This is a genomic window from Methanolobus sp. WCC1, assembly GCF_045690315.1.
GTDB classification, from domain to species: domain Archaea; phylum Halobacteriota; class Methanosarcinia; order Methanosarcinales; family Methanosarcinaceae; genus Methanolobus; species Methanolobus tindarius.
This window is the reverse complement of sequence record NZ_CP146979.1, coordinates 2,672,072-2,693,057: the sequence shown is the minus strand read 5'-3', so window position 1 is coordinate 2,693,057 and position 20,986 is coordinate 2,672,072. Positions and strand designations below refer to the sequence as shown.

General features: G+C 40.2%; 19 protein-coding genes. 9 read left to right on the top strand and 10 right to left on the bottom strand.

Features of this window, described 5'->3' with window-relative positions; translation table 11 throughout:
* Positions 1–7: 7 nt before the first annotated feature.
* The 3 genes from gatB to gatC are packed head-to-tail and all read right to left on the bottom strand — an operon-like array spanning position 8 to position 3,147.
* Positions 8–1,429, bottom strand: coding sequence for an Asp-tRNA(Asn)/Glu-tRNA(Gln) amidotransferase subunit GatB (gatB, locus tag V7O61_RS12720; protein WP_407281567.1), 1,422 nt, complete (start codon positions 1,427–1,429; stop codon positions 8–10).
* Positions 1,429–2,856, bottom strand: a complete 1,428-nt coding sequence (gene gatA / locus V7O61_RS12715; protein WP_407281568.1) for an Asp-tRNA(Asn)/Glu-tRNA(Gln) amidotransferase subunit GatA — start codon at positions 2,854–2,856, stop codon at positions 1,429–1,431. The genes gatB and gatA overlap by 1 nt, the downstream gene beginning before the upstream one ends.
* A gap of 9 nt (positions 2,857–2,865) precedes the next feature.
* Positions 2,866–3,147: an Asp-tRNA(Asn)/Glu-tRNA(Gln) amidotransferase subunit GatC gene (gene gatC, locus V7O61_RS12710; protein WP_407281569.1), complete on the bottom strand. Its 282-nt coding sequence runs from the start codon at positions 3,145–3,147 to the stop codon at positions 2,866–2,868.
* A 256-nt stretch (positions 3,148–3,403) separates the two neighbouring features.
* On the opposite strand from gatC, the gene V7O61_RS12705 reads away from it, so the two are divergent.
* Both V7O61_RS12705 and V7O61_RS12700 read left to right on the top strand, forming a co-directional pair.
* Positions 3,404–3,736: a YkvA family protein gene (locus tag V7O61_RS12705; RefSeq protein WP_023845614.1), complete on the top strand. Its 333-nt coding sequence runs from the start codon at positions 3,404–3,406 to the stop codon at positions 3,734–3,736.
* A 58-nt stretch (positions 3,737–3,794) separates the two neighbouring features.
* On the top strand, positions 3,795–4,490 hold the full coding sequence (locus tag V7O61_RS12700; RefSeq protein ID WP_407281570.1) for a class I SAM-dependent methyltransferase: 696 nt from the start codon (positions 3,795–3,797) through the stop codon (positions 4,488–4,490).
* Here V7O61_RS12700 and V7O61_RS12695 read toward each other — a convergent pair.
* On the bottom strand, positions 4,484–5,368 hold the full coding sequence (locus V7O61_RS12695) for a hypothetical protein (protein ID WP_407281571.1): 885 nt from the start codon (positions 5,366–5,368) through the stop codon (positions 4,484–4,486). The two genes, V7O61_RS12700 and V7O61_RS12695, sit on opposite strands and share 7 nt — an antisense overlap.
* A gap of 482 nt (positions 5,369–5,850) precedes the next feature.
* On the opposite strand from V7O61_RS12695, the gene V7O61_RS12690 reads away from it, so the two are divergent.
* The 3 genes from V7O61_RS12690 (at position 5,851) to V7O61_RS12680 (ending at position 10,040) form a co-directional block, all read left to right on the top strand.
* Entirely contained in the window at positions 5,851–7,650 is a 1,800-nt protein-coding gene (locus tag V7O61_RS12690) for a hypothetical protein (protein ID WP_407281572.1), read from the top strand.
* 349 nt (positions 7,651–7,999) lie between these two features.
* Positions 8,000–9,115, top strand: coding sequence for a hypothetical protein (locus V7O61_RS12685; RefSeq protein WP_407281573.1), 1,116 nt, complete (start codon positions 8,000–8,002; stop codon positions 9,113–9,115).
* A 106-nt stretch (positions 9,116–9,221) separates the two neighbouring features.
* Complete coding sequence (locus V7O61_RS12680) at positions 9,222–10,040, top strand: nitroreductase family protein (protein WP_407281574.1); 819 nt, start codon at positions 9,222–9,224, stop codon at positions 10,038–10,040.
* Positions 10,041–10,157: 117 nt separating this feature from the next.
* Here V7O61_RS12680 and fae read toward each other — a convergent pair whose 3' ends face one another.
* Positions 10,158–10,661 (bottom strand): formaldehyde-activating enzyme, encoded by a 504-nt coding sequence (gene fae / locus V7O61_RS12675; protein WP_023845620.1) that lies wholly within the window; start codon positions 10,659–10,661, stop codon positions 10,158–10,160.
* A gap of 149 nt (positions 10,662–10,810) precedes the next feature.
* Here fae and V7O61_RS12670 point away from each other — a divergent pair, with 149 nt between their 5' ends.
* Entirely contained in the window at positions 10,811–11,188 is a 378-nt protein-coding gene (locus V7O61_RS12670; protein WP_288069742.1) for a helix-turn-helix domain-containing protein, read from the top strand.
* A gap of 127 nt (positions 11,189–11,315) precedes the next feature.
* On the opposite strand, the gene V7O61_RS12665 is transcribed toward V7O61_RS12670, so the two are convergent.
* Together V7O61_RS12665 and V7O61_RS12660 are read right to left on the bottom strand one after the other, a co-directional pair.
* The gene (locus V7O61_RS12665) at positions 11,316–12,122 is read right to left on the bottom strand and encodes a methyltransferase domain-containing protein (RefSeq protein WP_407281575.1); all 807 of its coding nucleotides are present in this window, start codon (positions 12,120–12,122) and stop codon (positions 11,316–11,318) included.
* Positions 12,123–12,169: 47 nt separating this feature from the next.
* Entirely contained in the window at positions 12,170–12,472 is a 303-nt protein-coding gene (locus tag V7O61_RS12660; RefSeq protein WP_407281576.1) for a hypothetical protein, read from the bottom strand.
* Positions 12,473–12,810: 338 nt separating this feature from the next.
* On the opposite strand from V7O61_RS12660, the gene V7O61_RS12655 reads away from it, so the two are divergent.
* Positions 12,811–14,439 carry a hypothetical protein gene (locus V7O61_RS12655; protein WP_407281577.1) on the top strand — a complete coding sequence of 543 codons (1,629 nt, stop codon included), beginning with the start codon at positions 12,811–12,813 and terminating at the stop codon, positions 14,437–14,439.
* A gap of 56 nt (positions 14,440–14,495) precedes the next feature.
* Here the strand turns inward: V7O61_RS12655 and V7O61_RS12650 are convergent, their stop codons facing one another.
* Both V7O61_RS12650 and V7O61_RS12645 read right to left on the bottom strand, forming a co-directional pair.
* Positions 14,496–14,807, bottom strand: coding sequence for a hypothetical protein (locus V7O61_RS12650; protein ID WP_407281578.1), 312 nt, complete (start codon positions 14,805–14,807; stop codon positions 14,496–14,498).
* Positions 14,808–14,867: 60 nt separating this feature from the next.
* On the bottom strand, positions 14,868–16,028 hold the full coding sequence (locus V7O61_RS12645) for a Coenzyme F420 hydrogenase/dehydrogenase, beta subunit C-terminal domain (protein WP_407281579.1): 1,161 nt from the start codon (positions 16,026–16,028) through the stop codon (positions 14,868–14,870).
* A 256-nt stretch (positions 16,029–16,284) separates the two neighbouring features.
* On the opposite strand from V7O61_RS12645, the gene V7O61_RS12640 reads away from it, so the two are divergent.
* On the top strand, positions 16,285–17,139 hold the full coding sequence (locus V7O61_RS12640; protein WP_407281580.1) for a 4Fe-4S binding protein: 855 nt from the start codon (positions 16,285–16,287) through the stop codon (positions 17,137–17,139).
* 24 nt (positions 17,140–17,163) lie between these two features.
* On the opposite strand, the gene V7O61_RS12635 is transcribed toward V7O61_RS12640, so the two are convergent.
* Positions 17,164–19,779: a PocR ligand-binding domain-containing protein gene (locus V7O61_RS12635; RefSeq protein ID WP_407281581.1), complete on the bottom strand. Its 2,616-nt coding sequence runs from the start codon at positions 19,777–19,779 to the stop codon at positions 17,164–17,166.
* Positions 19,780–19,996: 217 nt separating this feature from the next.
* On the opposite strand from V7O61_RS12635, the gene V7O61_RS12630 reads away from it, so the two are divergent.
* The gene (locus V7O61_RS12630; protein ID WP_407281582.1) at positions 19,997–20,980 is read left to right on the top strand and encodes a radical SAM protein; all 984 of its coding nucleotides are present in this window, start codon (positions 19,997–19,999) and stop codon (positions 20,978–20,980) included.
* Positions 20,981–20,986 lie beyond the last annotated feature (6 nt).

Genomic DNA, 20,986 nt, shown 5'->3' with positions numbered 1-20,986 from the left:
ATTCTAATTATTCGTTCAATTTCGCAAGCACTTTCTCTCTTGCTTCACGGGCATCAGCACGTCCCTTTGTCTTCTGCATGACCTTACCAACGATGAAGTTCAGGGATTTTTCCTTTCCTCCAAGGTAGTCTGCCACAGCTTCAGGGTTCTCTGCAACTGCTTCTTCTACTGCCTTTGCAACGATATCATCTTCCACTTTAAGAAGTCCTTTCTTTTCAACAATATCCTGTGGCTTGCCACCGTCGTCAAGAACTGTACGGATAATTTCAACACCACTCTGTTCAGTGATCTTGTTACCTGTTACAAGCCCGACAACAGCAACAATGTCCTCTACTGTGAATGCATCGATGCTAAGTTCACGGTAGTTAAGCTCGCCCTTGAGGATATCAGAAACCCAGACCGCTGCATCCTTCGGATCGACTTTTGATGCTACTTCTTCAAAGAAGTTGGCTACCTTGATCTCGGTTGTGAGTGCTCTTGCATGAGTTTCACCAAGGCCGTATTGTTCCATAAAGCGCTCTCTCTTTGCGTCAGGAAGTTCCGGCAGCGTCTTGCGTACGTCTGGTACCCAGTCAGCAACTCTAAGTGGCACGAGGTCAGGTTCCGGGAAGTAACGGTAATCGTGTTCTTCTTCCTTGGTACGCATGGAAATTGTTACACCTCTTGCTTCATCGAAGTGCCTTGTTTCCATGACGATTTCCCCGCCACGTCTGATGTGGTTCTTCTGTCTCATTATCTCATAAACGAGAGCTCTCTCAAGACCCTTGAATGAGGAGATGTTCTTAACTTCAACGCGGTCTCCCCAGAATACGGAAACGTTTGCATCGGCCTTCATTGCACCTTCGAGATCACCGTCAAAAACACCAAGATAGTCAAGGATGCTCCTGAGTTTTTCAAGATAGCGTCTTGCTTCCTTTGGGCTTCTCATGTCAGGCTCACTGACGATCTCAATAAGTGTCATACCTGAACGGTTGTAGTTGATGAGTGTACCCTTTGACCTGTCAATTGTACCCATGTGCTGCAATCTTGCAGGGTCTTCTTCAATATGGGCACGGGTAATTCCAACTATGTGTTCTCCGTCTTCGCCTTCGATGATTATCTTTCCATTGGCGGCGATTGGGAAATCGTACTGCGTTGTCTGGAAGTTCTTTGGAAGATCAGGATAGTAGTAGTTCTTCCTGTGGAACTGGGTTTGCTCCACTATGTTACAGTTAAGTGCAAGACCAACCTTTATGGCAAATTCCACTGCCTTCTCATTAAGGACTGGCAGTGAACCTGGAAGTCCGAGACAAACAGGACATACATGTGTGTTTGGTTCCGAGTCATGGTACTCTGTGGAACATCCGCAGAATAACTTTGTCTTGAGCTTGTTCAGCTGTACGTGAACCTCAAGTCCAATCCTGATTCCGTCAGGGTTCTCGTATACCATTATGCCACCTCCGGTGGTCTTCTGGTGTGATGATTGGTATTTTGTTCGAAGCTGTAAGCAGCTCTGATGATGGTGTTCTCATCGAAGTGCTTACCAATTATCTGAAGTCCTACAGGCATTCCATCTGATAATCCACATGGAACTGAGATAGATGGTACGCCTGCAAGGTTGATTGGTACTGTGTTGACATCAGCAAGATAAAGTGAAAGCGGGTCATCTATCTTCTCGCCGATCTTGAATGCCGGTGCTGGCATGGTTGGTCCCATAAGCACATCAACATTTGCAAGAGCTTTATCGAAGTCCTGCTTCACAAGTGTTCTTACCTTGAGTGCTTTAAGATAATACTTGTCATGGTAACCTGCCGAAAGCGCATATGTTCCAAGAAGAATTCTGCGTTTTACTTCCGAACCAAAGCCTTCTGCACGGGTCTTTGAAGCCATTACGTGCCAGTTCTCACCATCTGCACGGTATCCGTATCTTGTACCATCGAAACGTGCAAGGTTTGATGATGCTTCACTCATGGCTATAATATAATATGATGCAAGGGCATATTTTGTGTGTGGCATGGATACCTTTTCGTAAGTAGCTCCCATGTCCTCAAATTTTGCGATTGAATCCCATACTACCTTTTCGACTTTCTCATCGATGCCCTCTCCGAAATACTCTTCAGGAACACCTATTTTCATGTCTTTCACATCGTCCTTCAGGGCATCACTGTAAGTGTTCTCCCTGTTGATTGATGTGCTGTCCCTGTTGTCGTAGCCTGCTACAACATCCATTATGTTTGCGATGTCTGCTACGTTTGTTGCAAGGGGACCAATTTGTTCCAGTGAGTTTGCATAAGAAATGAGTCCGTACCTTGAAATGCATCCGTAAGTTGGTTTTATTCCAACTACGCCACAATATGCTGCAGGACACCTGACTGATCCACCTGTGTCAGAACCAAGAGATACTGGCACTTCACCTGCCGCAACGACTGCTGCACTGCCACCGGATGAACCTCCGGGAACTCTGTCCATATCCCAGGGGTTGAACGTTGGCCCGTAGTAACTTGATTCTGTGGAAGTTCCCATGGCGAATTCGTCCATGTTTGTCTTTCCGAGGATAACTGCACCTGCTTCCTTGAGTTTCTCAATGACATGTGCATCGTATGGTGGCACATATCCCTGAAGTATCTTTGATGAGCAGGTTGTGGAGAGTCCCTTTGTGGAAATGTTCTCCTTGATCGCGATTGGTACACCTGCAAGCGGTCCTTCGTGACCTTTTGAGTCTATCTCGCGGGCTGTGTTGATTGCCTCGTCTGAAAGAGTGGTAAATCCGTTAATCTTGCTCTTGCCAATGGTTTCAATGTAAGAGGCAGTGACCTCTTCGGCTGAAGAGTCTGCGATTTTCTTTCTGATGCCTGAAATGTCTGTCCATGCTGCCATTTGTCCACCTCACATGATTTTTGGAGTCTTGAAGTTGCCTTCCTGCTTGTGTTCGGTGTTTGCAAGCACTTCTTCCTGTGGCATCGATTCTGTGACTTCGTCTTTCCTGAACACGTTAACAATGTCCGCTACGTGGTATGTGGGTTCTACGCCTTCGGTGTCCACTTCATCGAGCTGCCCGAAATATCCCAGTACGGAGTTGAGCTTCTCAGCATACGCATCGGATTCCTGTGCATCAATCTCAATACGTGCGAGCCAGCCTACGTGTTCTACCTCTTCTTTAGTGATCATCGTAAGTTCCTCTGATTTGAAATAGAGTATAGTTATAATATGTAATAATTTAAGTCTTAGAAAAGCAGGCGATTATATTAAAAATGTTGGTTAAGCAGTTTGCTTATGTCTGGTAGAATGTGGGCATGATTTTCAGTGTGGTCTATTAATCAGCATAAATTGAATTTCTAGTCCCGATTGATATATTAGTTCTAAAAACTAATATTAACAAAAATTAACAAAATAATTTCTCTAAAACAACCGGGAGTCAGATAATGTGGGTATAATAACATTCATCCTGAAAGCAATACTAAAGGAACGCTTTTACAAATTGCAATTGCATACAAAGACATTATCCATTGCCAGCAAACGCTCTGACCTGCCAATTTATACAAGGCTGCTTGCAGCTTTTGTCACCATCTATATACTAAGTCCAATTGACCTGATTCCAAGTTTTATTCCTGTCATTGGTGTTATGGATGATATTATTCTTATTCCTCTGGCACTGATACTTGCTATCAAGATGATTCCCAGGCCGATAATGAATGAGTGCAGGCACATGGCAGAATGTGAACTTTCTGCTAAGACCTCATCTGGTTCTGCATCTTAAATTTGTTAAATTATTCTATTCCTGATTGATTTATTAGTACAAGGAGCATTGAGGTATTATGAGCAAACATGAAAACCCGTGGATGGATGTTGAAGGCGAGGATATTCCGGCGACAATCAAACTTGATCCTGTTCTTTTCAGGTACACACATCCCAATGCTCATGTTCTTGATGTTGCCTGTGCAACAGGAAAAGTGACCATTGAACTGGCATCACATGGATTTCCGGTCACAAGCATCGATATTAATCACGATGCTCTTGAAATGACTGCAAAAGCTGTTTTAGATAATGAAATTCAGATAATTCCTGCATTTGCAAGAGCCACAGCCCTTGCTCTTCCATTTGCAGATGGGATTTTTGATGTTGTTATAATGCAGGCTTTCCTCACGGTTGTGGTTTCAACAGAAGATCGCTCAAAAATTGTACGTGAAGCCTGCCGTGTTCTTAAGCCGGATAGTCATCTCTACATTGCTGATTTTGGACAGACGTGGCATTTGGATATCTATCGGGAACGTTATCTCAGGGATTTGCCAGTGACAAGGGAAGAAGGTTCATTTTTAGCTTATGATGAAAAGACCGGGGAGTTTGCTTATACTGCCCATCATTTTACTGAGAAGGAGCTTGTTTTCCTGCTGATCGAAAATGGGTTTGAGGTTGAGTTTTTCAAAAGGGATACATTTGTGACAAGAACCGGAAATAGGGTAAATGGGTTTGTTGTGGTGGGAAAAAAGAGAAAGAAGATGAAAAATCAATAATAACTGGAAGGAACAGAATACCAATTATCAGGTACGTCTCCTGTTCCTGAACTTACGTCAAGGATGTATTCATTGTTATAATAATACCAGATCTCTATCACAGAGTAGTTTTCATTCCGGAAGTAATCGAAATCAATGTCCTGGTAATTGTCAGGATAGATCACTTCCCCAAGATCATCGTCATAGTACGGACCTACTGTGGCATCCACAGGGAACCATTCTCCATCCTCGTAGACTTCAACCCAGGCATGTCCACCGTTAATGTTACTGCTGGTCACCTGACCCATAACAACCCTTAAAGTCTCTTCATCATATTCACCGGAGCCTATCAGTAACGATGCAAGAGTATTAGCCTGTTCGGTACAATCACTTACTATCTCACCTGGCATAGGGTTTGAATCGAAGTCTGGAGTATCCTGCAGAAACTCCGTAGGAGTGAGCCAGCCATCCGGCTGATCGTTCAGGGTATTATCAGACACCCAAATCCATGAAACTGCAGTCTCATAGATCTCATCTGCATCATCAAGATCTTCATCCTTAAGATATTTCTGCACAGCATCAGCGTATGGAGTTACATATTCCTGAACCCGTAAAACACCTGTCGTTTCAGGAGTTTCGGCCTTAAGAAAATCACTGAGATCTTTTTTGCCAGCCGTTTCCTGCTGTAAACATGGAACCGAATCCATAATGATACTTTCACAAAGATCGTTTGAAAGAACAGCATTTACTGTATCTTCAGACTCCGTATTTTCTGAAACATTTTCTTCAGGAGAAACAGAAGAAAAAGATGTAGTTGAATCATCGTCCTCATCATATACAGCATAAACTGTGAACATCAGTATTGCTATCAGGAAAATAAGAAGTATCGATTTTTTCATAGTATTTAGCTCAATTTGACCACATGAATTCTGTTTGGTATGTTATCTATAACTTTCTTCATTTTATATATTTTTAGTCATCACACTAATAAATTCATGCGTATGTCTAAGATTAGCCACCTGAAGTGTTTTGCAGGCCTTCCTGAAGTTCTTCAAGTGGAATCATTTTGTGACAAAGACTGGAAATCGGGTTTATGAGTTGTGATCATTGGGAAGAAAGTTGAAACTTATTTCTTTCAGGTTTTATTCAGTTATATATCCCTGTAAATTATGTTTTTATTTTTTTAGATTCGATAATCTTTTACACACATAGTTTGAACATTGGCCATAATTATTATAAACATTAAAGAAATTGTATAATGTAAACTGTCTGATAAAGAATCCTATTATTTCTATTTCTTTTCAGTACTTGTGGTAATTATTGTAATTGGGGATTAGTAATGAGCCAAAAATTCAAAATCAGCCTTTTAATTATTTTATTCATGGGATCGATCATAGGTGCAGCCGGAACTTCGGCTGCATCAGAGGAACAAACAGAAAACTCTCTTGACGTTTCAGACATCATTTCAATTTCCAAGGTACCAGACTCTTATTATGAGGAACTTGCCAGGGAAGAAAGTGTTTCTTATACAGGTAGGACTCTGCTTAGTTGCTGGAGTCCTGATGGCAGCAGGGTTCTGGTATTGACAAGATATGCTCCGATAGGTGAGCCTGAACTGGATGCATTTTATCTTGTGAACGCAGATGGTACTGAACCCAAAGAGATCATAGCGACCAGAAATAACACAATGGAGAAATCACTGGAATTAGTAACAGATGAAGATTTCAAAATAGCCCGATGGAACTCTGACGGTGATCGTTTCTCATTTAATGCAAATGTTGTTTGCGTGAACGATACTTTTTTCGTCATAAATGGTGAGACTTTTGTAAGGGCAGCAGGCACGGGTATTGTCTGTATTGCAGATGTTAATGATGTTATTGTAAAATCTGTAAGTACGGGTTTATCAGGGGTGGATTCTATAAGAGAAAATTCTACAGACGCAGATCGTATACAAGGTAGTTCACATGGGCTGGACTGGGAACCTGACGGGACATATGCGGCTGTGATAATCAATGGACAATTGTATGTGACTGATCCGTACGTTTCCTATTTGAACCAGCTTACCAATAGTTCCATTGAAGAAAGTATAGATGAATGCATGTGGAATCATAAAGGTGACAGGATTGCCTTCGCTGGAGATGACTTATGGATTATAGACAAACATGATGAAAGTGATTTGAAAAAGCTTGCTTCGGATGTAAGCAGAATTATTGGCTGGAGTCTGGATGATAGTATGATCTATTATTCGAGCTATGGGGATGGAATCTCTTCGCATTATGTCGTGCGACTGAATGATAGCAAAATCACAAAAATAACCACCGGAAGCTTAGATGACTATCTTGTTATTGGTCCGGATGGAAGGATACTGTTTACAAACTCTACCTTTGGAGATGGTGATTTGATCTCTTCCTGCCTCTATATTGCAGATGCTGATGGTACAAATAAGAAACTTCTTGATGAAAATGACTCTATATATGCACATTTGATATCAAAAGCCTCCTGGAGTCCTAAAGGAGATAAAATTGCAACTGGATTCAACATAATAAATGTCAATGGAAGTGGAAAATATGAGATTGAGCTTGGAAGGACATTTTCATGGCATCCTTGCGGTGATTATATTGCATTTGAAACAGTTGATTCTGTAGATGACCGGTATATCACAAAAGTATGTGTTGCGAATTCAGATGGCAACGGAATTACACAGGTATCTCCGGATGATGATTGTTCATATTCTTTTGATGGCTGGAGTCCTGACGGAAGCAGGATGCTTATAACAAAAGATATCGCAGATGAATTATTTGTTGTCAGGTTCAGCGGGTTTGACGAGATCATGTCCATTGATTTTAAAGAATACAACATACCCGGGAAAGAACTCAACGTGGTGGTTACGTCCATGTCACAACCTGTACAAAATGCACTTATAACCATGGATGACAAAGAACTTGGTCTTACTGACGAGAATGGGTGTCTGAGTTATACTGTCAAAGAATCAGGAATCCACATAGTGAATGCTTCAAAGGAAGGATATTTTGCATATGGAAAAGAGCTGACAGTTTATGGTGATTCTTATTCATCTGTAAAGGATGAGGAGGTATCAGATATAGCTGACAATTCTGAAGAGTCTGTGTCCACGATGCTGAGTGATTTCTGGAACTTGTTTTGTAGTTCTAACGGAAATTAATAATGATAAATTAAGAGTGCAACCTTCATTCTGTTTTTTTTACTTTTTCAAAATCTCATGAAAAACCAGTTCAATAGGCAGCTCCACAACCTCTCTCTACATCTTCGGGTCACTTTCACGTTCAGCCATAAGAATAGAATCCATTAGTGAGGACAAAACAATTGAACGTATGAGTTCAGGAGGATAGTCCTCAGCCATCATTCACTGATATCAATTTTTGAATAAACATAACAGTTTGATAATTGGCCATAATAATTATGTACCAAACAAAATATTTGATAATTGTTAGTTGTAAAGTACATTTTATTTCATTCAGTATTCTGGTATCTGCCATTAATGAGGTTTCGTAATGAATCACAATCTGAAAATCGCTTTCTTAATTCTTGGAACAGTTCTTTTTTCACAATCATTTTCTGCTGTAGCATCTGAAGCTCCAGCTGAAGAATGGAACTTGTCGATGGGAGTTGCTGAAGATGATTATTTTAGAAGTGTTGAGCAAACATCAGACGGTGGCTATATAGTTGCAGGGACCTCAAAATCTCTTGCAGAAGGCTCAAAAGGTGGAAAAGCCGATGCATGGTTGGTTAAGCTCAACAAAGAGGGTGATATTGAGTGGAATTATACTTATGGGGAAAAGTATGCAGAATGGGGTTTTACAGCAAAGCAAACTTCAGGTGATGGGTATGCATTATTTGGTTACTCATTTCCAACTGGTTCAAATAGAGATTATCTTCTTAAAGTAGATAAAGATGGGAATGAGGAATGGAATAAGATTGATGATGAAATCACCCATGATGATTATCTTCAATATGTAGCTGAACGCACAAATGACGGTGGCTATATTGTTGCTGACATTGTAGAGTACGATAAACCTGATCCAAGCCATTTGGACGTTTTAGTAGACATGGACATCAATCTTACAAAATACGATATAAACGGTATAATAGAGTGGAATACAAAATTTGGTCAGGAAACATATTCAGAGATTATAAATATTGACTCACATCCTGTAAGGCAAACTAATGATTATGGATATGTAATTGCCGGAACGATTGTAGTAAATCAGTCAAACATTTATGATGTCTGGCTAATTAAAACCGATGAATCTGGTAATGAACAGTGGAACAAAACATATGGTGGACAAGGTTATGATTCAGCATACTGTATTTCATTGACTTCTGATAATGGGTATGTTATGGCAGGAATGTCTTCCAGTCCTAAATTTTCAGGCAGGGGAGGGAAAGGTTTCATACTCAAAACAGATGCCGATGGTAATCAGGAATGGATGACTGAATTTTCAAATTGTACTCTTTTTTCCGTTGAACAAACATCAGATAATGGTTATGTCGCGGCTGGCATAAAGGATGGAAGGCCTTGGGTAGTTAAACTGGAAGGGGATAAGGCTGTAAGTGATGATCCAAGCATTTTTCATAAGCTGTTGAACTATCTCTACAGGTTATTTTAAATTGGATTGAAAGAGAAAAGCAAATGAACGTTGCCAGTTACTTATCTATCACAAAAAGAGCTGGTTGTGCATTTGCTTATCCGCTCTTAATAAGGACTTGATACTCATGACTCTCATTATTGTTGATCAGGATTTATGTACGGGCTGCGGTATTTGTGCTAAGATATGTACAACGCGTATAATCGAGTTGGTTGAAGAATCAAATCTTCCACAGGTGCAGGAAGCAAATGTTCTGCGCTGCATCAAATGTGGCCATTGTGAGGTTTTCTGTCCTTCTCAGGCACTTATTCTGGATCTGTGTCCTGACGAGAAAGTTACTCTGCCTGAAGATGTTGGTGATATCTCAACAGAAGATATAGGTCTTTATCTTAAGAAAAGCAGGTCTGTGAGACATTTTACAAAAGAGCCTGTGCCACGGGAGAAAATACTTGAGATTCTTGATATTGCCCGCTATGCTGCATCAGGAACCAATGGTCAGCCGGTTCAGTGGCTGGTAATTCATGACCCTGAAAGAGTCCGGAAGATTGCCGAACTCACAATTGAATGGATGAAAAGCCTTGTGAACACCTCTCATCCCATGAGTGGCTATGTACCTTCACTGATTTCAGCATGGGAGAATGGAAATGATGTGATTTGCCGGGATGCTCCGCATCTGCTCTTCGCACATATTCCCGAAGAAAATCCTATTGCACCAGTTGATGCCATAATCTCCCTAACGCATTTTGACATCACAGCACCTGCATTTGGAGTAGGTACCTGCTGGGCAGGATTTGTTGCTGCGGCTGCTACATCTTATGTACCTCTTCAAAAAGAACTTGGTTTCCCGGCAGGAAGAAAAAGTGCTTATGCAATTTTATTCGGAAACCCTATGTACAAAATATATGGCATCCCACGCAGGAAGCCTCTTGAGGTTATGTGGCAGTAATGCAATTTCGAGATTTGCTTGAATGCTCTTTAAAGTAGAATTTCTGATTGAACAATTAATAAATATCAATTCAAAAAACTAAGTTAGTCCTGCAATAATCTTGCAGGAATACTTTGTTTATGCAAATGGGTGCGCAGCACTGTCTTTTTTAGCAAGTGCTTCATCAACGGTAGGAGTTCCATCAACTGCACGCTTGATTGCAAGTTTTGTAGCTTCGTAGTTGTACTCGTAGATCTTATCCTTGTCCTTTGCATCCCACTCGATGAATACAGAGACAATGATAAGAAGATCTTCAGCTTCTTCCTTTGGAATTACTCCTTCCTCTACACTGTCCATCACAGCTTTTGCAATGGATGCCTGTGCAGGTCCGAACATAAGGGATGCCTGTGCAACATTCTTCATTGTGACTTTGTTTACAAGGAGTGTTGCTGGTTTTGGTGTGACATTTGGTTCAAGTACGGCAAGCAAAGGAGAGTGTCCCTGTCTTGGCATTGCAAGGGAATTCATAAATGCATTCTCAACAGCACTTCCTTTTCTACCTATCACAAGGTCTATGTGAGCAACTTCCGGTCCTTCACCAACAAGGGCTTCGCCTATCAGACTATTTACTATCTTTGTCATATTATCTCCTCAATCAGGACTTTGCAGAAATGAATTGCATGGTATTCTTGATACTTGATACATTTCTACTGTTCCTTATTTCACATCACTACATACCGGGAGAACATGTAAATACTTATTCTAACCATTTGGTAACCTGGTGAGAAATCATGGGAAACCTGGAACACAGTCCTATAGACCTGGCAATCAAACTAATAAGTAAAAAATGGACGCTAAACATCATCAGAGATATGTTCTGTGGAAAAAAGCAATTCAATGAATTTCTAAAAAATAATCCAAAGCTTAGCAGCAAGGTACTGTCCACTAAATTGCGTCAACTGGAGCAGGACGGGTTGATAGAAAAGGTAATTGTATCCAAAACACCAATAACCATAGAATATCACCTGACAGGTAAAGGCAGGAGTCTGAACAGGGTGCTTTATGAGCTTTCAGGATTTGCATATAAGGAATGTGCGGACGAGTCAACACCGGCATGTACAGAACGCAGCTATGAATTGACTAAAGAAATCCTGAATATAGATGATTGAAAATTTGACTGGATTATTTTGTTAATCCATTCTTCTGCGGTAGCATTGGAATATGCCGCTTTTGGCGGATGATTGCCCTGTTTTTAATTTCAAAGCCTAAACAAATAATCAATTCAACAGTTTTGCTTTATTTTCTACCCACGCCTTTGAAGAACATATAATTGAATGTCCCGTACTCCGCCGCCGTCCTGTGTAAATCTTCAATTCCCCTGTCAAATGTGTCTGCATCAAGGATTCCTATCTCAATGGCATTTTCCCTGACACCTTCAACCATCGGTATAATTGTCCTCCTCACAAATCCTTCTTCCATATGAGGCCGGCTGGAATCGCTGTAAACCATGCGTGGTGAAACAGCAATGTCAGAAAATCCTGCCTGTTTGATGAGCGGATAAATCTGCCTGCCAATGAGTGAATTTCCTCCAAGCCTTGCCTGTACTTCTATCAGACTGTTCCATGCTTTCACTGCCTCCTCGGTTTCGGGGTAGAAGAAACATGAGCCGTGGTCGCCTTCGATGACAGTGATGGTGCCGCCTGATTTAAGCACTCGGCGCAGGTTGATCAATGCCTTTACAGGCTCTTTGAGATGTTCAAGTACAAAACACACAAAAATATGGTCAAAGCTCTCATCATCAAAAGGCAGGTCGAAGATATTCTCAACACTGAACTCCACATTCTTTACTCCCTCACTGGCAGCACGCTTTTTTGCAAGATTTAGGGATTCTCCAGAGATATCAATTGATGTAATCTGTGCACACGGACTGTTTTTTGAAAGAATAACTGTCTGTGCACCGATGCCACATCCGGCTTCGAGTACTTTGCTGCCTGAGGGATACTTTGTATCGCTGTGAAGGAGTTCTTCAAGTGTGTTTGCCTGATCGCAGAGACGGGATGCTTCTCTTTCGGAGTAGCCATGAACATAGTCATTGGAGACCATGCAGGAATATTGGGTGTCTGTATATAAATATCGAGAGGTTTTCTTCCTTATAAGATCCCTGCAACAAGTACGAGTACAAGGCAGGTAAATGTGGTTGTAAGCGCAAGAATTGTTTTGTCCTCATCTTTTTTATTTAGTACAGGTGGACTTGAACGGGAAAATAATACAATCAATACAGGCAACATCAGTGGAGCTATCCAGAAAACATATTTGATGCTTTCATAATCAACAAAACCATAAATTGTAGCAGAAATTGCTGCTATGATTGTCCATCCTGCCACTAGAAAAGACCTGATGACTGTCCTCTTTTTAACAATAGGAATCCATGATAAACTAACCTCACTTGCCATGTGTTATTGTTAACTTCTTCTATATAAAAAAATATTGGTAAAGTTAGAATTAACAATATATAATCAAAAATTCCCGGTATAGTTGAGTGGATATATCCGTTTTTTTGTTAAATATAAGTTCTGTACAACATTACAATTATTTAGAGATTTGGCAATAATTTATATCAATTGTTATTTACGATTATTTGCTTGGAGTGTAAATGTCAGTCTTACAGTACATGATAAAACTGTATCGTGTGCCTTTGTCTCATCTATGTATGACGTTTCAATATTTCGTTTCAGTCTAACTTTATCATTCGTTTCACCCATTAAACTATTTGTAAATATGAGGTATAAACATGAAATTTTCCAATAGGATAATTAAATCGCCAACGTTAAGATTCGGGATTAATTTGTTGATTCTAGTCGCTCTCACATGCATTTCTTTGCATCTTACAGTTGCAGGTAGTAATCCGGAACAGGTAAATGCAACTATTGTAGCAGACCTCCAGCAAACAGTAGGTGAAGACCTGTTCAGTCTTGTGGATGGTGATGTTTATGAAGGCTATGACGAAAATACAACTCCTTATTTTAATGTAATCTGGAGTCCTGATGGTGATCAAATGTTAATTCAGACATCTGTTTTTCTTCACATAATAGGGGGAGGAGATTTTGGTAGTGCCAGAGTACACGCTCTTTATATTGCAGATGCAGATGGTTCAGATTTAAAGTGCGTTGTATGGGGTGAATCAACATCCAGTGAAGGTCTGGTTATTAGATCGCCTTTATGGAGTCCTTCTGGTAATTATTTTGCATATGTTGAAGAATCAACAGGTGGAATGTACCGGGTAACATTTTCACAGCTTGTGATAATGTCAAATGAGCTTCAGCCTGTCCATAGGATTGATCAGGATCTGGACGTAAGCGGATCAATTTCTGAGATGCCTGTTAATTATAAATGGTCACCTGTAGAGGATAAAATTATTACTTTTATTCCGGGAAACTTAGTCGTTTTCAATTTAGAAGACAATACTAATTTCAGTTTGGACATAGGTGATAATTATTTCAAGATTAAAGATGTTACATTATCAGGTGATGGAAGCAAACTGGTATTCTCGATGCTGGAAGATGATTATACCAAAATCCATAAAGAAATGTTTCTTGTAGATATTGAAAACAGAGATATTGACCAGATATATTCCGTAGAGGGCGCAGATTTTTATTATGTAAAATGGAGTCCTGATAGTAAAAAGCTGGCATTCACTCAAAATAATATTACAGAAGGAGATGGCACCATTGTTTATGTTTTGTCCTTCAGCGATATGATCGGGGAAAAACCTGCTATAATGCCCTTATTAGATTATGGAAGTATTGAAGCGTGGTATCCGGACAGTGAAAGACTTTTAGTTTCTAATGTTTCGAGTAAGATGCATGAATTGTTAACAGTTTCAATAAATGGTGAAATTGATAAATTGTTCAGAGTTGATTCGGATTTTGATACAATTCTTAGTGAAAATGGATGTGTTCTGGTTGTCCGTCGTACTTTAGACCGTGATGTCCCATCAAGAATGTATAATCTCACTTTGCTCAGCGGGCAGGATCAGATGGAAATAGATAATGTGTACTATTACAGTCTGGAGGGTAACGATCTCATATTCGTTTCTGATTCAAAAATTTCCTATCTTAATACTGCTACGAATGAAGCATGGTCTATTCCAACACCAATAGCATACCCTGAAACAATAAGTCTGAATCCTTCAGGCCATTCCATGGCTGTTGATGGTTACATCATGGAACTTCAGGGTTTTGAAAAGCAGGCAGTTACATCAGTTGGAAATGACACTTACGGCTCAGTTCCCGATGAAGAAGATGTCATAAGTGAAATAAATGAGCAGGTAGAAACGGGAAATAATGACAGTATTTCTTCTTTTATTAATGAAAAGGTGGATGCTTTCTTTGGAGCTGTCACGGAAATCTTGGAGGCTTAAAAGCCTCTTCTATCTTGTTCTTTAAGACTGTGATATTTTTGGAACGATATCAAAATTCAGATATTTCCCTGCAACATAGCTGCTGTAGCCACAATTACAAAGATAGCAAAAGTAATTCCCATTTCTTTAATGGCTCTCTTTTCTTCCCTTTCATTTAAGTTCCTGGTATTTGGATTAGCTATAAGCAGCACCCATATTGGAAGACTTATTGATATACCCCAGAACAAGTATTTTACTTCGTTGTAACTTACTATTCCAATTGCTGTGGCGGCAATAAGGGCAATGTAACTCCATCCTACAGCAATAAAACAGGTGATTACTGTTTTCTTATTAACCGGGGGAATCAAAGATAAGTTTACCTCACTCATGGTAAAATATTGGGCAACAACCTTATAAAAAGTTATTGCGCAACACAAAAATATTAACTATTACTTGCTTTCCCTGCGATGGATAGAATACATCTGGATCTTCTTCATCTTTGCCAGATTGAGGGCATTCTTCATCTCCTTTTCCTCAAGCAGACGAGCATCAATGTAACCATTGTCCACTGCTTCGTTGAATAGTTCATACCCAATACTGGAACGTGCAAGTACAGTGGTCCAGCCCTGAGGAGTCCCGACACCACCGAATGAAATGTCTGCATTTTCAGCAGCCATGTCCGTACAATATTTGCATGAACTGCTCCTGTACTGGTCAAAATCATCAAGTGGGAATACTTTGAGTTCATCCTGTGTCTGGAATTCGAACTTTCCCTTGCGTATCTTCATTGATTCAACATCAGCAAGATTCATATTCCTGCTCTCTATGAATTCCTTGATACCTTCATAATAGAATGTATCCATGCAGAACAGACCCATTTTCAGGATATTTGCTCTCATGAAATGGTGCAGGAAACCCTGCGGACTTTTCTGCATCTTCGTAACCGCATCGATATTACAGCTTGGACCTACAAAAGCAATGCTTCTCATTCCATCTTTCACAGCATCCATCAAAGCTTTTAAGGTCATGCTGTGGCTGTAGATACTACCTGAGCCTTCAAGGATGTCCTCGTAGGTTCTTGCAACGATAGGAACAGGTTTCCATGGCTCTTCCTCTGATTTGGTGGTTACAATGGCACAGTCAATGAGTCCTGCATCCAGTGCATATCCAAGCATGGCGGTTACAACACCTCCATCCTGACCTTTCAGTTCAGGGAGAGCTGACTTTGCGCAGTAAGCATTACGCAGCTTACCAACGAGTCCTGCTTCAGTTGTAATTGTCCTTGGACACTGGTTATAACAAACACCGCATGCTGTACACTTGTCTACAAGCGTAGGTTGTTCGTTCTTGATAACAATAGAATCACAGGAAGCAGAACATGCCCCGCAAAGGGTGCATATCCCAGGCTTGATGATTTCTTTCCTGAGTTTTCCAAAAGAGATCTTTTCCTGTTCAGCGATGGATTTCTTCAGGCGTATGACTCTCTTTTCGACAATGTCAAATTTATCTTTACATTCAGACGAGCAGAAACGATATTTTTTCCCTGCATAATCAGCAGAATATGAGGTGTCTTCCTGCACTTTGTTTTTACATATAGGATCGATAGGCATCTTAATCTCCTAGGATCGCGGATGTCCTTAGTATAAATCTGTATATTGTTCTTATTGTATAAAACTAAATTTGAATTTAATAATCGTGATGGTTCTCTGCATAATTATTATTAGTTATAATTATTATTTATGAGAAAATTCAGGGCACAATGTTTTTACATAATATGCTATATCAAGTAAACTTGTCTTCAAATAACTGGATATGAATTTCATCACATTATCCAGTAAAATACCAACTGGAAAAGAAGTGACCCAAATGGTAAAAACAAATTCTAACAAAGACCTGCTTAAAGAGAAAGGCTTTCTTTCACAGAGGCAGGATGATTTCTTTTCAATGCGCCTGCATGCTGCAGGTGGAAATCTTACATCCGACTACCTCAGGGCAGTTGCGGATGCAGCAGACCGTTATGGTAAAGGCTATGTTCATGTGACATCACGTCAGGGAATTGAAATTCCGTTTGTCCACCTGGACAACACCGAAGCCGCCAGAAATGATATGGATTCTAATGATATTGGTCCCGGAGCTTCAGGAAAAAAAATTCGTGCTGTAGTCGCCTGTCAGGGGGACAGGGTCTGTAAACGCGGACTCATCGATTGCCAGGGAATCTGTGAAGAAATAGACGAGCTCTATTTTGCAGAACCTGTGCCATACAAATTCAAGATAGCAGTAACAGGCTGTCCTGCATCATGCCTTAAAGTTCAGGAGAACGACTTTGGTATCATGGGATTCTGCGAACCGGTTTTTGTGGAAGAGAATTGTGTAATGTGCAGGGCATGTGAGAAAGCATGTGGCTCCTCTGCCATTACGATAGAAAATGGATGTCTCTATCAGGATCTGGATAAATGCGTCTCCTGTGGTTCATGCATCCGGGTATGCAGAAAAGATTCTATGCAGAATCAGCAGCAGGGATATACAATATTTGTAGGTGGAAAAGTGGGTAAAAAACCACGCATGGGTGATATGTTGCTCAGGACAACAGATAGGTCTGTAATTTTTGATGTGCTCGAAAAATCCGTGAATTACTATCGTGAGACTGCTCTGGAAGGAGAAAGACTCGGTGATGTTATTGACCGTGTAGGTCTGGATGAGTTCAGAGAAACAATAAAGTGATCAGGACAGATTACAATTATTGCTTTATATTTTATCAGGAAGTTCTAAAGGGATAGTGAAAATAAAATTACTGCCTCTTCCGGGCTGGCTCTCAATATGGATATGGCCGTTATGAATCTCGACCATTTTTTTAACCAATGCCAGTCCAAGCCCTGTCCCTCCAAATTTTCTGGTGCTTGAGCCGTCTATCTGGACAAAAGGTTCAAAAATAGTCTCTATTTTTTCCTTTTCCATTCCAATACCTGTATCATTCACTGAAAAAAGAATCTCATCACCATTAATTTTTGCTTCTATTTTCACCGAACCTCTGGGTTCTGTAAACTTAATGGCATTTTCTATAAGGTTGAACAGTATTGTCTTGAGTTTATAAGGATCTGCAATAATAACACCGAGTTGCGGATCAATTACAATATCGGTATCTATGTTTTTTCTCAATGCTTTTGTAAAAAGAAGATCACAGGTTCCGTGAATTAGTTTATTCAGGTCAACTTTTTCAGAGTAAAGTGAATACACATTTTCCTGTTCTAAATGTACCAGATCCAGGAATTTTTCAATCATGTTGTCCAGGTTATTCCCGCTTTCGTGAATATTTCGCAGGAATTTCTTCTGTGTTTCAGTAAAGTTATCGCTATCATTAAGCAGCACATCCGAAAAACCCAGAACTGCTATTAAAGGTGTCCTGAGTTCATGGGAAATGTTCTGTATCATCTCTGTCTTCATACGGTTTGACTCATCCGCAGCAGCCCTGGCGTACAAAAGAGTTTCTTCTGCCTGCATTCTGGCAGTGATGTCAATAAGTGTTCCTGCAATACGATGGGCTGTACCAGCCTCATCCACATTGATAGGTTTTCCTCTTATCGAAACCCATTTTATTTCTCCGGATACATGTTTAATTCTGAAGTCCAGATTAATTGGTTTCAATGATTTAGTGCTTTCCTCAACAGCCATAAAAAGGCTATCTCTGTCATCAGGATGCACAAAATTCATCAGGATTTCATCAAAAGATGATGGCGATTCTTCAGTTTCGAACCCTACCAGTGAGTAAATAGCGTGACTCAGGTATAGTAGGTTTTTATCTGTATCCAGATCCCAGAACCCCAATCCCGAAGCTTCCATTGCAAGAGACAGTCTTTCCTCATTCTTCTTAAGTGCATTTTCTGTCTGCTTTATTTTTGTAATATCCCTGCAGACGCTAAAATGCATTTCCTGTCCGTCTACAATAACTGCATTTGTACGAATTTCCACATCATAGACGCTCCCATCCTTACGTTTGTGTTTTGTTTCTAATTTTAAGTGTTTTACCGGATTCTCGTCTGAGAATGGATTTTTGAAAAAACGTTCCTGCAAATTGTCTCGTGTCCATTCTATTTCCCAGTCCCATACATACATCTGCTTGAGCTCTTCAGGAGTGTATCCAATCATATCCGCAAATTTTTGATTTGCTTCAAGTACCCTGCCATTTTTATTGAGAACTACTATTCCGTCATTGGATTGCTCAAAAAATATTCGTTTCCGTGTCGTCTCTTCAACAAGTCTTTTCTCTGCTTTTTTTCTTTCATCCAATGTTCTTGCAAGCATAATATTGCTGTAGCATAAGGAAGATATAATATCTGTCAGTTGAGTGTAAAAAGCCATCACTGCATCCACTGTTTTGTGGCTCCAGCGTGGAACACTGTTAAGTGCCTCCATGTATTCTTTCTCTTCAAATCCGTATTTTTTTGCCTGAAGCCTGAAGGTATCAAAGGAAATTTCCTCTTCTTCATAGAAAAACTGTCCGAGGAACAGATTTCCCATATGTTTTTCACCAACTATAATGGGGGTAGCGAGATCCCACATATTATTCTTACACTTGTAAGATTTATATGTCCCATGAGCTACATTTCCAGATAATTCAAGATCACTTTCAATACAGTTTCTGCATGTATCAGGGTGTACTCTGTGGAAGTTTGTGCATATATCCTGCCATCCGGTACCTACCAGAACTTTTCCTTCCAGGTCAATTATACCAACACCGATGTGAGTGAGCTCATAAAATTTATCCATGAGTGATTGCAGTGATTCCTGGTCAAGGATGTCTGCAAGTTCAAGTTTGTCTACGTCTTTGTAGAATAGACTATTATATTCCTGCCTGCATACTGACAATTCAGTATCTTGCTGTTCAATATGCTTATGGTTTGTAATATCCGTGATAACTCCGTTTATCTGTACGGGTTTTTGATTACTGTCAAGGACTATACAGGAATATTCGTGGACTGAAAGGACAGTTCCATTGTCTTGCACGATTCGGTATTCTACGGATACATCACCATTGACTTCTCTTTGCCTTGCCGCTTCTTTTAAAATGTGGATGTCTCCATGATGCACATATTTCTCAAGAACACCAATGTCTGTGAGAATCTGGCCATTTTTCAGATTAAAAGGACTTTTATCTGACTGGCTTATATGGGTAAGAATTCGACTGGAGTAGGTAGCAGACCAGACTATCATTCCCAATGAAGCGAGAATATTGTCTAAGCTTTCCGTTTTCTCATACCTGTCTTCAACATATGATTTCCTCTCGGCAAACCGGGCATCAGCTCTATCAAGAGTTTGATATTTTCTGTTGTTCTTGTAGTTTTTCTCTTCTAAACCATGACCCATCAATCTTCACTAAAAATATATACCAGTTTATTTTATATAAAATAATAGATTCATATTTTTAATAAAGCTATAAACTTTAATATATTTCAAAATACAGATTCTCAACTTTATCTTCTTTAAGGATGTCCTGCTCATTTTAACAATAAAATATATCACATTAGAGTATTCTAGATATATAGCTATCAAAAACGACAGTAATTCTGTTATCGGAGCACTCATGAACGCAGAAACTAAAGCTCAACTTATTTCAGTGGGTTCCGTAAATATGGACCCATCACTTATCCACTGGTTAACTATTCCCACAGCAGGCCCCGGAGCCGGGAACATTGCTTTCTTTTTTAATTCGGAAGGCCATCGTGTCCGTCTTGCTGTAAAAGAGACATCTCCTCTTGAAGCTAAAATGGAAGGAGAGGAGCTTGTAATAAGAAAAGATGGAACTGAGGTTGCAAGAGGCAGTATTGAGGAAGAGCTTATCCACTGTCCTGACCAGGCGTTCATAACCATGTGTGAACAGTGTGTTTTTGACTGTAAGTTCTGTCCGGTTCCAAAACTCAACGGAAAAGTCAAGAGTATGGATCAGATGCTTAAGATGATAGATGATGCCAATGAGACCGGCAGGATGAAAGCTATTTCCATTACTTCAGGTGTGGAAATTTCAGCCGAAGATGAAGTTGAAAGAGCTGAAAAACTCATTCGCAGACTCAGGGCAAAGTACAAAGTTCCAATTGGGGTTTCAGTCTATCCAACCGAAGACTCAACCAGCAGACTAAAATTTGCAGGTGCCACCGAGCTCAAATACAATGTTGAAACCATGGATCGCAAACTCCATGCAGAATTATGTCCTGATCAGGACCTTGAATACCTGCTCAATGCCCTCAGGGAAGGTGTGAAGGTATTTGGAAAGAATAAGGTTTGTTCCAATGTAATTATTGGTCTTGGAGAAACAGATGAATCTGCAAAGAAAGGTATTGAAGAACTCGTTTCCATCGGTGTTGTCCCAATTCTCAGGGCAGCAGCCAGACATCCTCTGCGAGAAGGCGAGGTAACAGTAGAAAGACCATCTGCAGAAAGGTTACTTAATCTCAACCGTTTCCTGAAAGAGAAACTGGATGAAGCAGGTCTGCGTGCCGATAAATTTGAAACAATGTGTCTGCCGTGTACCGGATGTGACATCAATCCTCACATTGATTTTGAGGATTGAACTCCA

What these genes read in the sequence shown, in the direction of transcription:
- V7O61_RS12655 (WP_407281577.1), top strand. Translation starts at nt 12,811, where the DNA reads ATGAAATTTTCCAATAGGATAATTAAATCGCCAACGTTAAGATTCGGG.
- V7O61_RS12670 (WP_288069742.1), top strand. Translation starts at nt 10,811, where the DNA reads ATGGGAAACCTGGAACACAGTCCTATAGACCTGGCAATCAAACTAATA.
- V7O61_RS12690 (WP_407281572.1), top strand. Translation starts at nt 5,851, where the DNA reads ATGGGATCGATCATAGGTGCAGCCGGAACTTCGGCTGCATCAGAGGAA.
- V7O61_RS12665 (WP_407281575.1), bottom strand. Translation starts at nt 12,122, where the DNA reads ATGGTCTCCAATGACTATGTTCATGGCTACTCCGAAAGAGAAGCATCC.
- V7O61_RS12635 (WP_407281581.1), bottom strand. Translation starts at nt 19,779, where the DNA reads ATGGGTCATGGTTTAGAAGAGAAAAACTACAAGAACAACAGAAAATAT.
- V7O61_RS12640 (WP_407281580.1), top strand. Translation starts at nt 16,285, where the DNA reads ATGGTAAAAACAAATTCTAACAAAGACCTGCTTAAAGAGAAAGGCTTT.
- V7O61_RS12630 (WP_407281582.1), top strand. Translation starts at nt 19,997, where the DNA reads ATGAACGCAGAAACTAAAGCTCAACTTATTTCAGTGGGTTCCGTAAAT.
- V7O61_RS12700 (WP_407281570.1), top strand. Translation starts at nt 3,795, where the DNA reads ATGAGCAAACATGAAAACCCGTGGATGGATGTTGAAGGCGAGGATATT.
- V7O61_RS12650 (WP_407281578.1), bottom strand. Translation starts at nt 14,807, where the DNA reads ATGAGTGAGGTAAACTTATCTTTGATTCCCCCGGTTAATAAGAAAACA.
- gatC (WP_407281569.1), bottom strand. Translation starts at nt 3,147, where the DNA reads ATGATCACTAAAGAAGAGGTAGAACACGTAGGCTGGCTCGCACGTATT.
- V7O61_RS12685 (WP_407281573.1), top strand. Translation starts at nt 8,000, where the DNA reads ATGAATCACAATCTGAAAATCGCTTTCTTAATTCTTGGAACAGTTCTT.
- fae (WP_023845620.1), bottom strand. Translation starts at nt 10,661, where the DNA reads ATGACAAAGATAGTAAATAGTCTGATAGGCGAAGCCCTTGTTGGTGAA.
- V7O61_RS12645 (WP_407281579.1), bottom strand. Translation starts at nt 16,028, where the DNA reads ATGCCTATCGATCCTATATGTAAAAACAAAGTGCAGGAAGACACCTCA.
- V7O61_RS12660 (WP_407281576.1), bottom strand. Translation starts at nt 12,472, where the DNA reads ATGGCAAGTGAGGTTAGTTTATCATGGATTCCTATTGTTAAAAAGAGG.
- gatA (WP_407281568.1), bottom strand. Translation starts at nt 2,856, where the DNA reads ATGGCAGCATGGACAGACATTTCAGGCATCAGAAAGAAAATCGCAGAC.
- V7O61_RS12680 (WP_407281574.1), top strand. Translation starts at nt 9,222, where the DNA reads ATGACTCTCATTATTGTTGATCAGGATTTATGTACGGGCTGCGGTATT.
- gatB (WP_407281567.1), bottom strand. Translation starts at nt 1,429, where the DNA reads ATGGTATACGAGAACCCTGACGGAATCAGGATTGGACTTGAGGTTCAC.
- V7O61_RS12695 (WP_407281571.1), bottom strand. Translation starts at nt 5,368, where the DNA reads ATGAAAAAATCGATACTTCTTATTTTCCTGATAGCAATACTGATGTTC.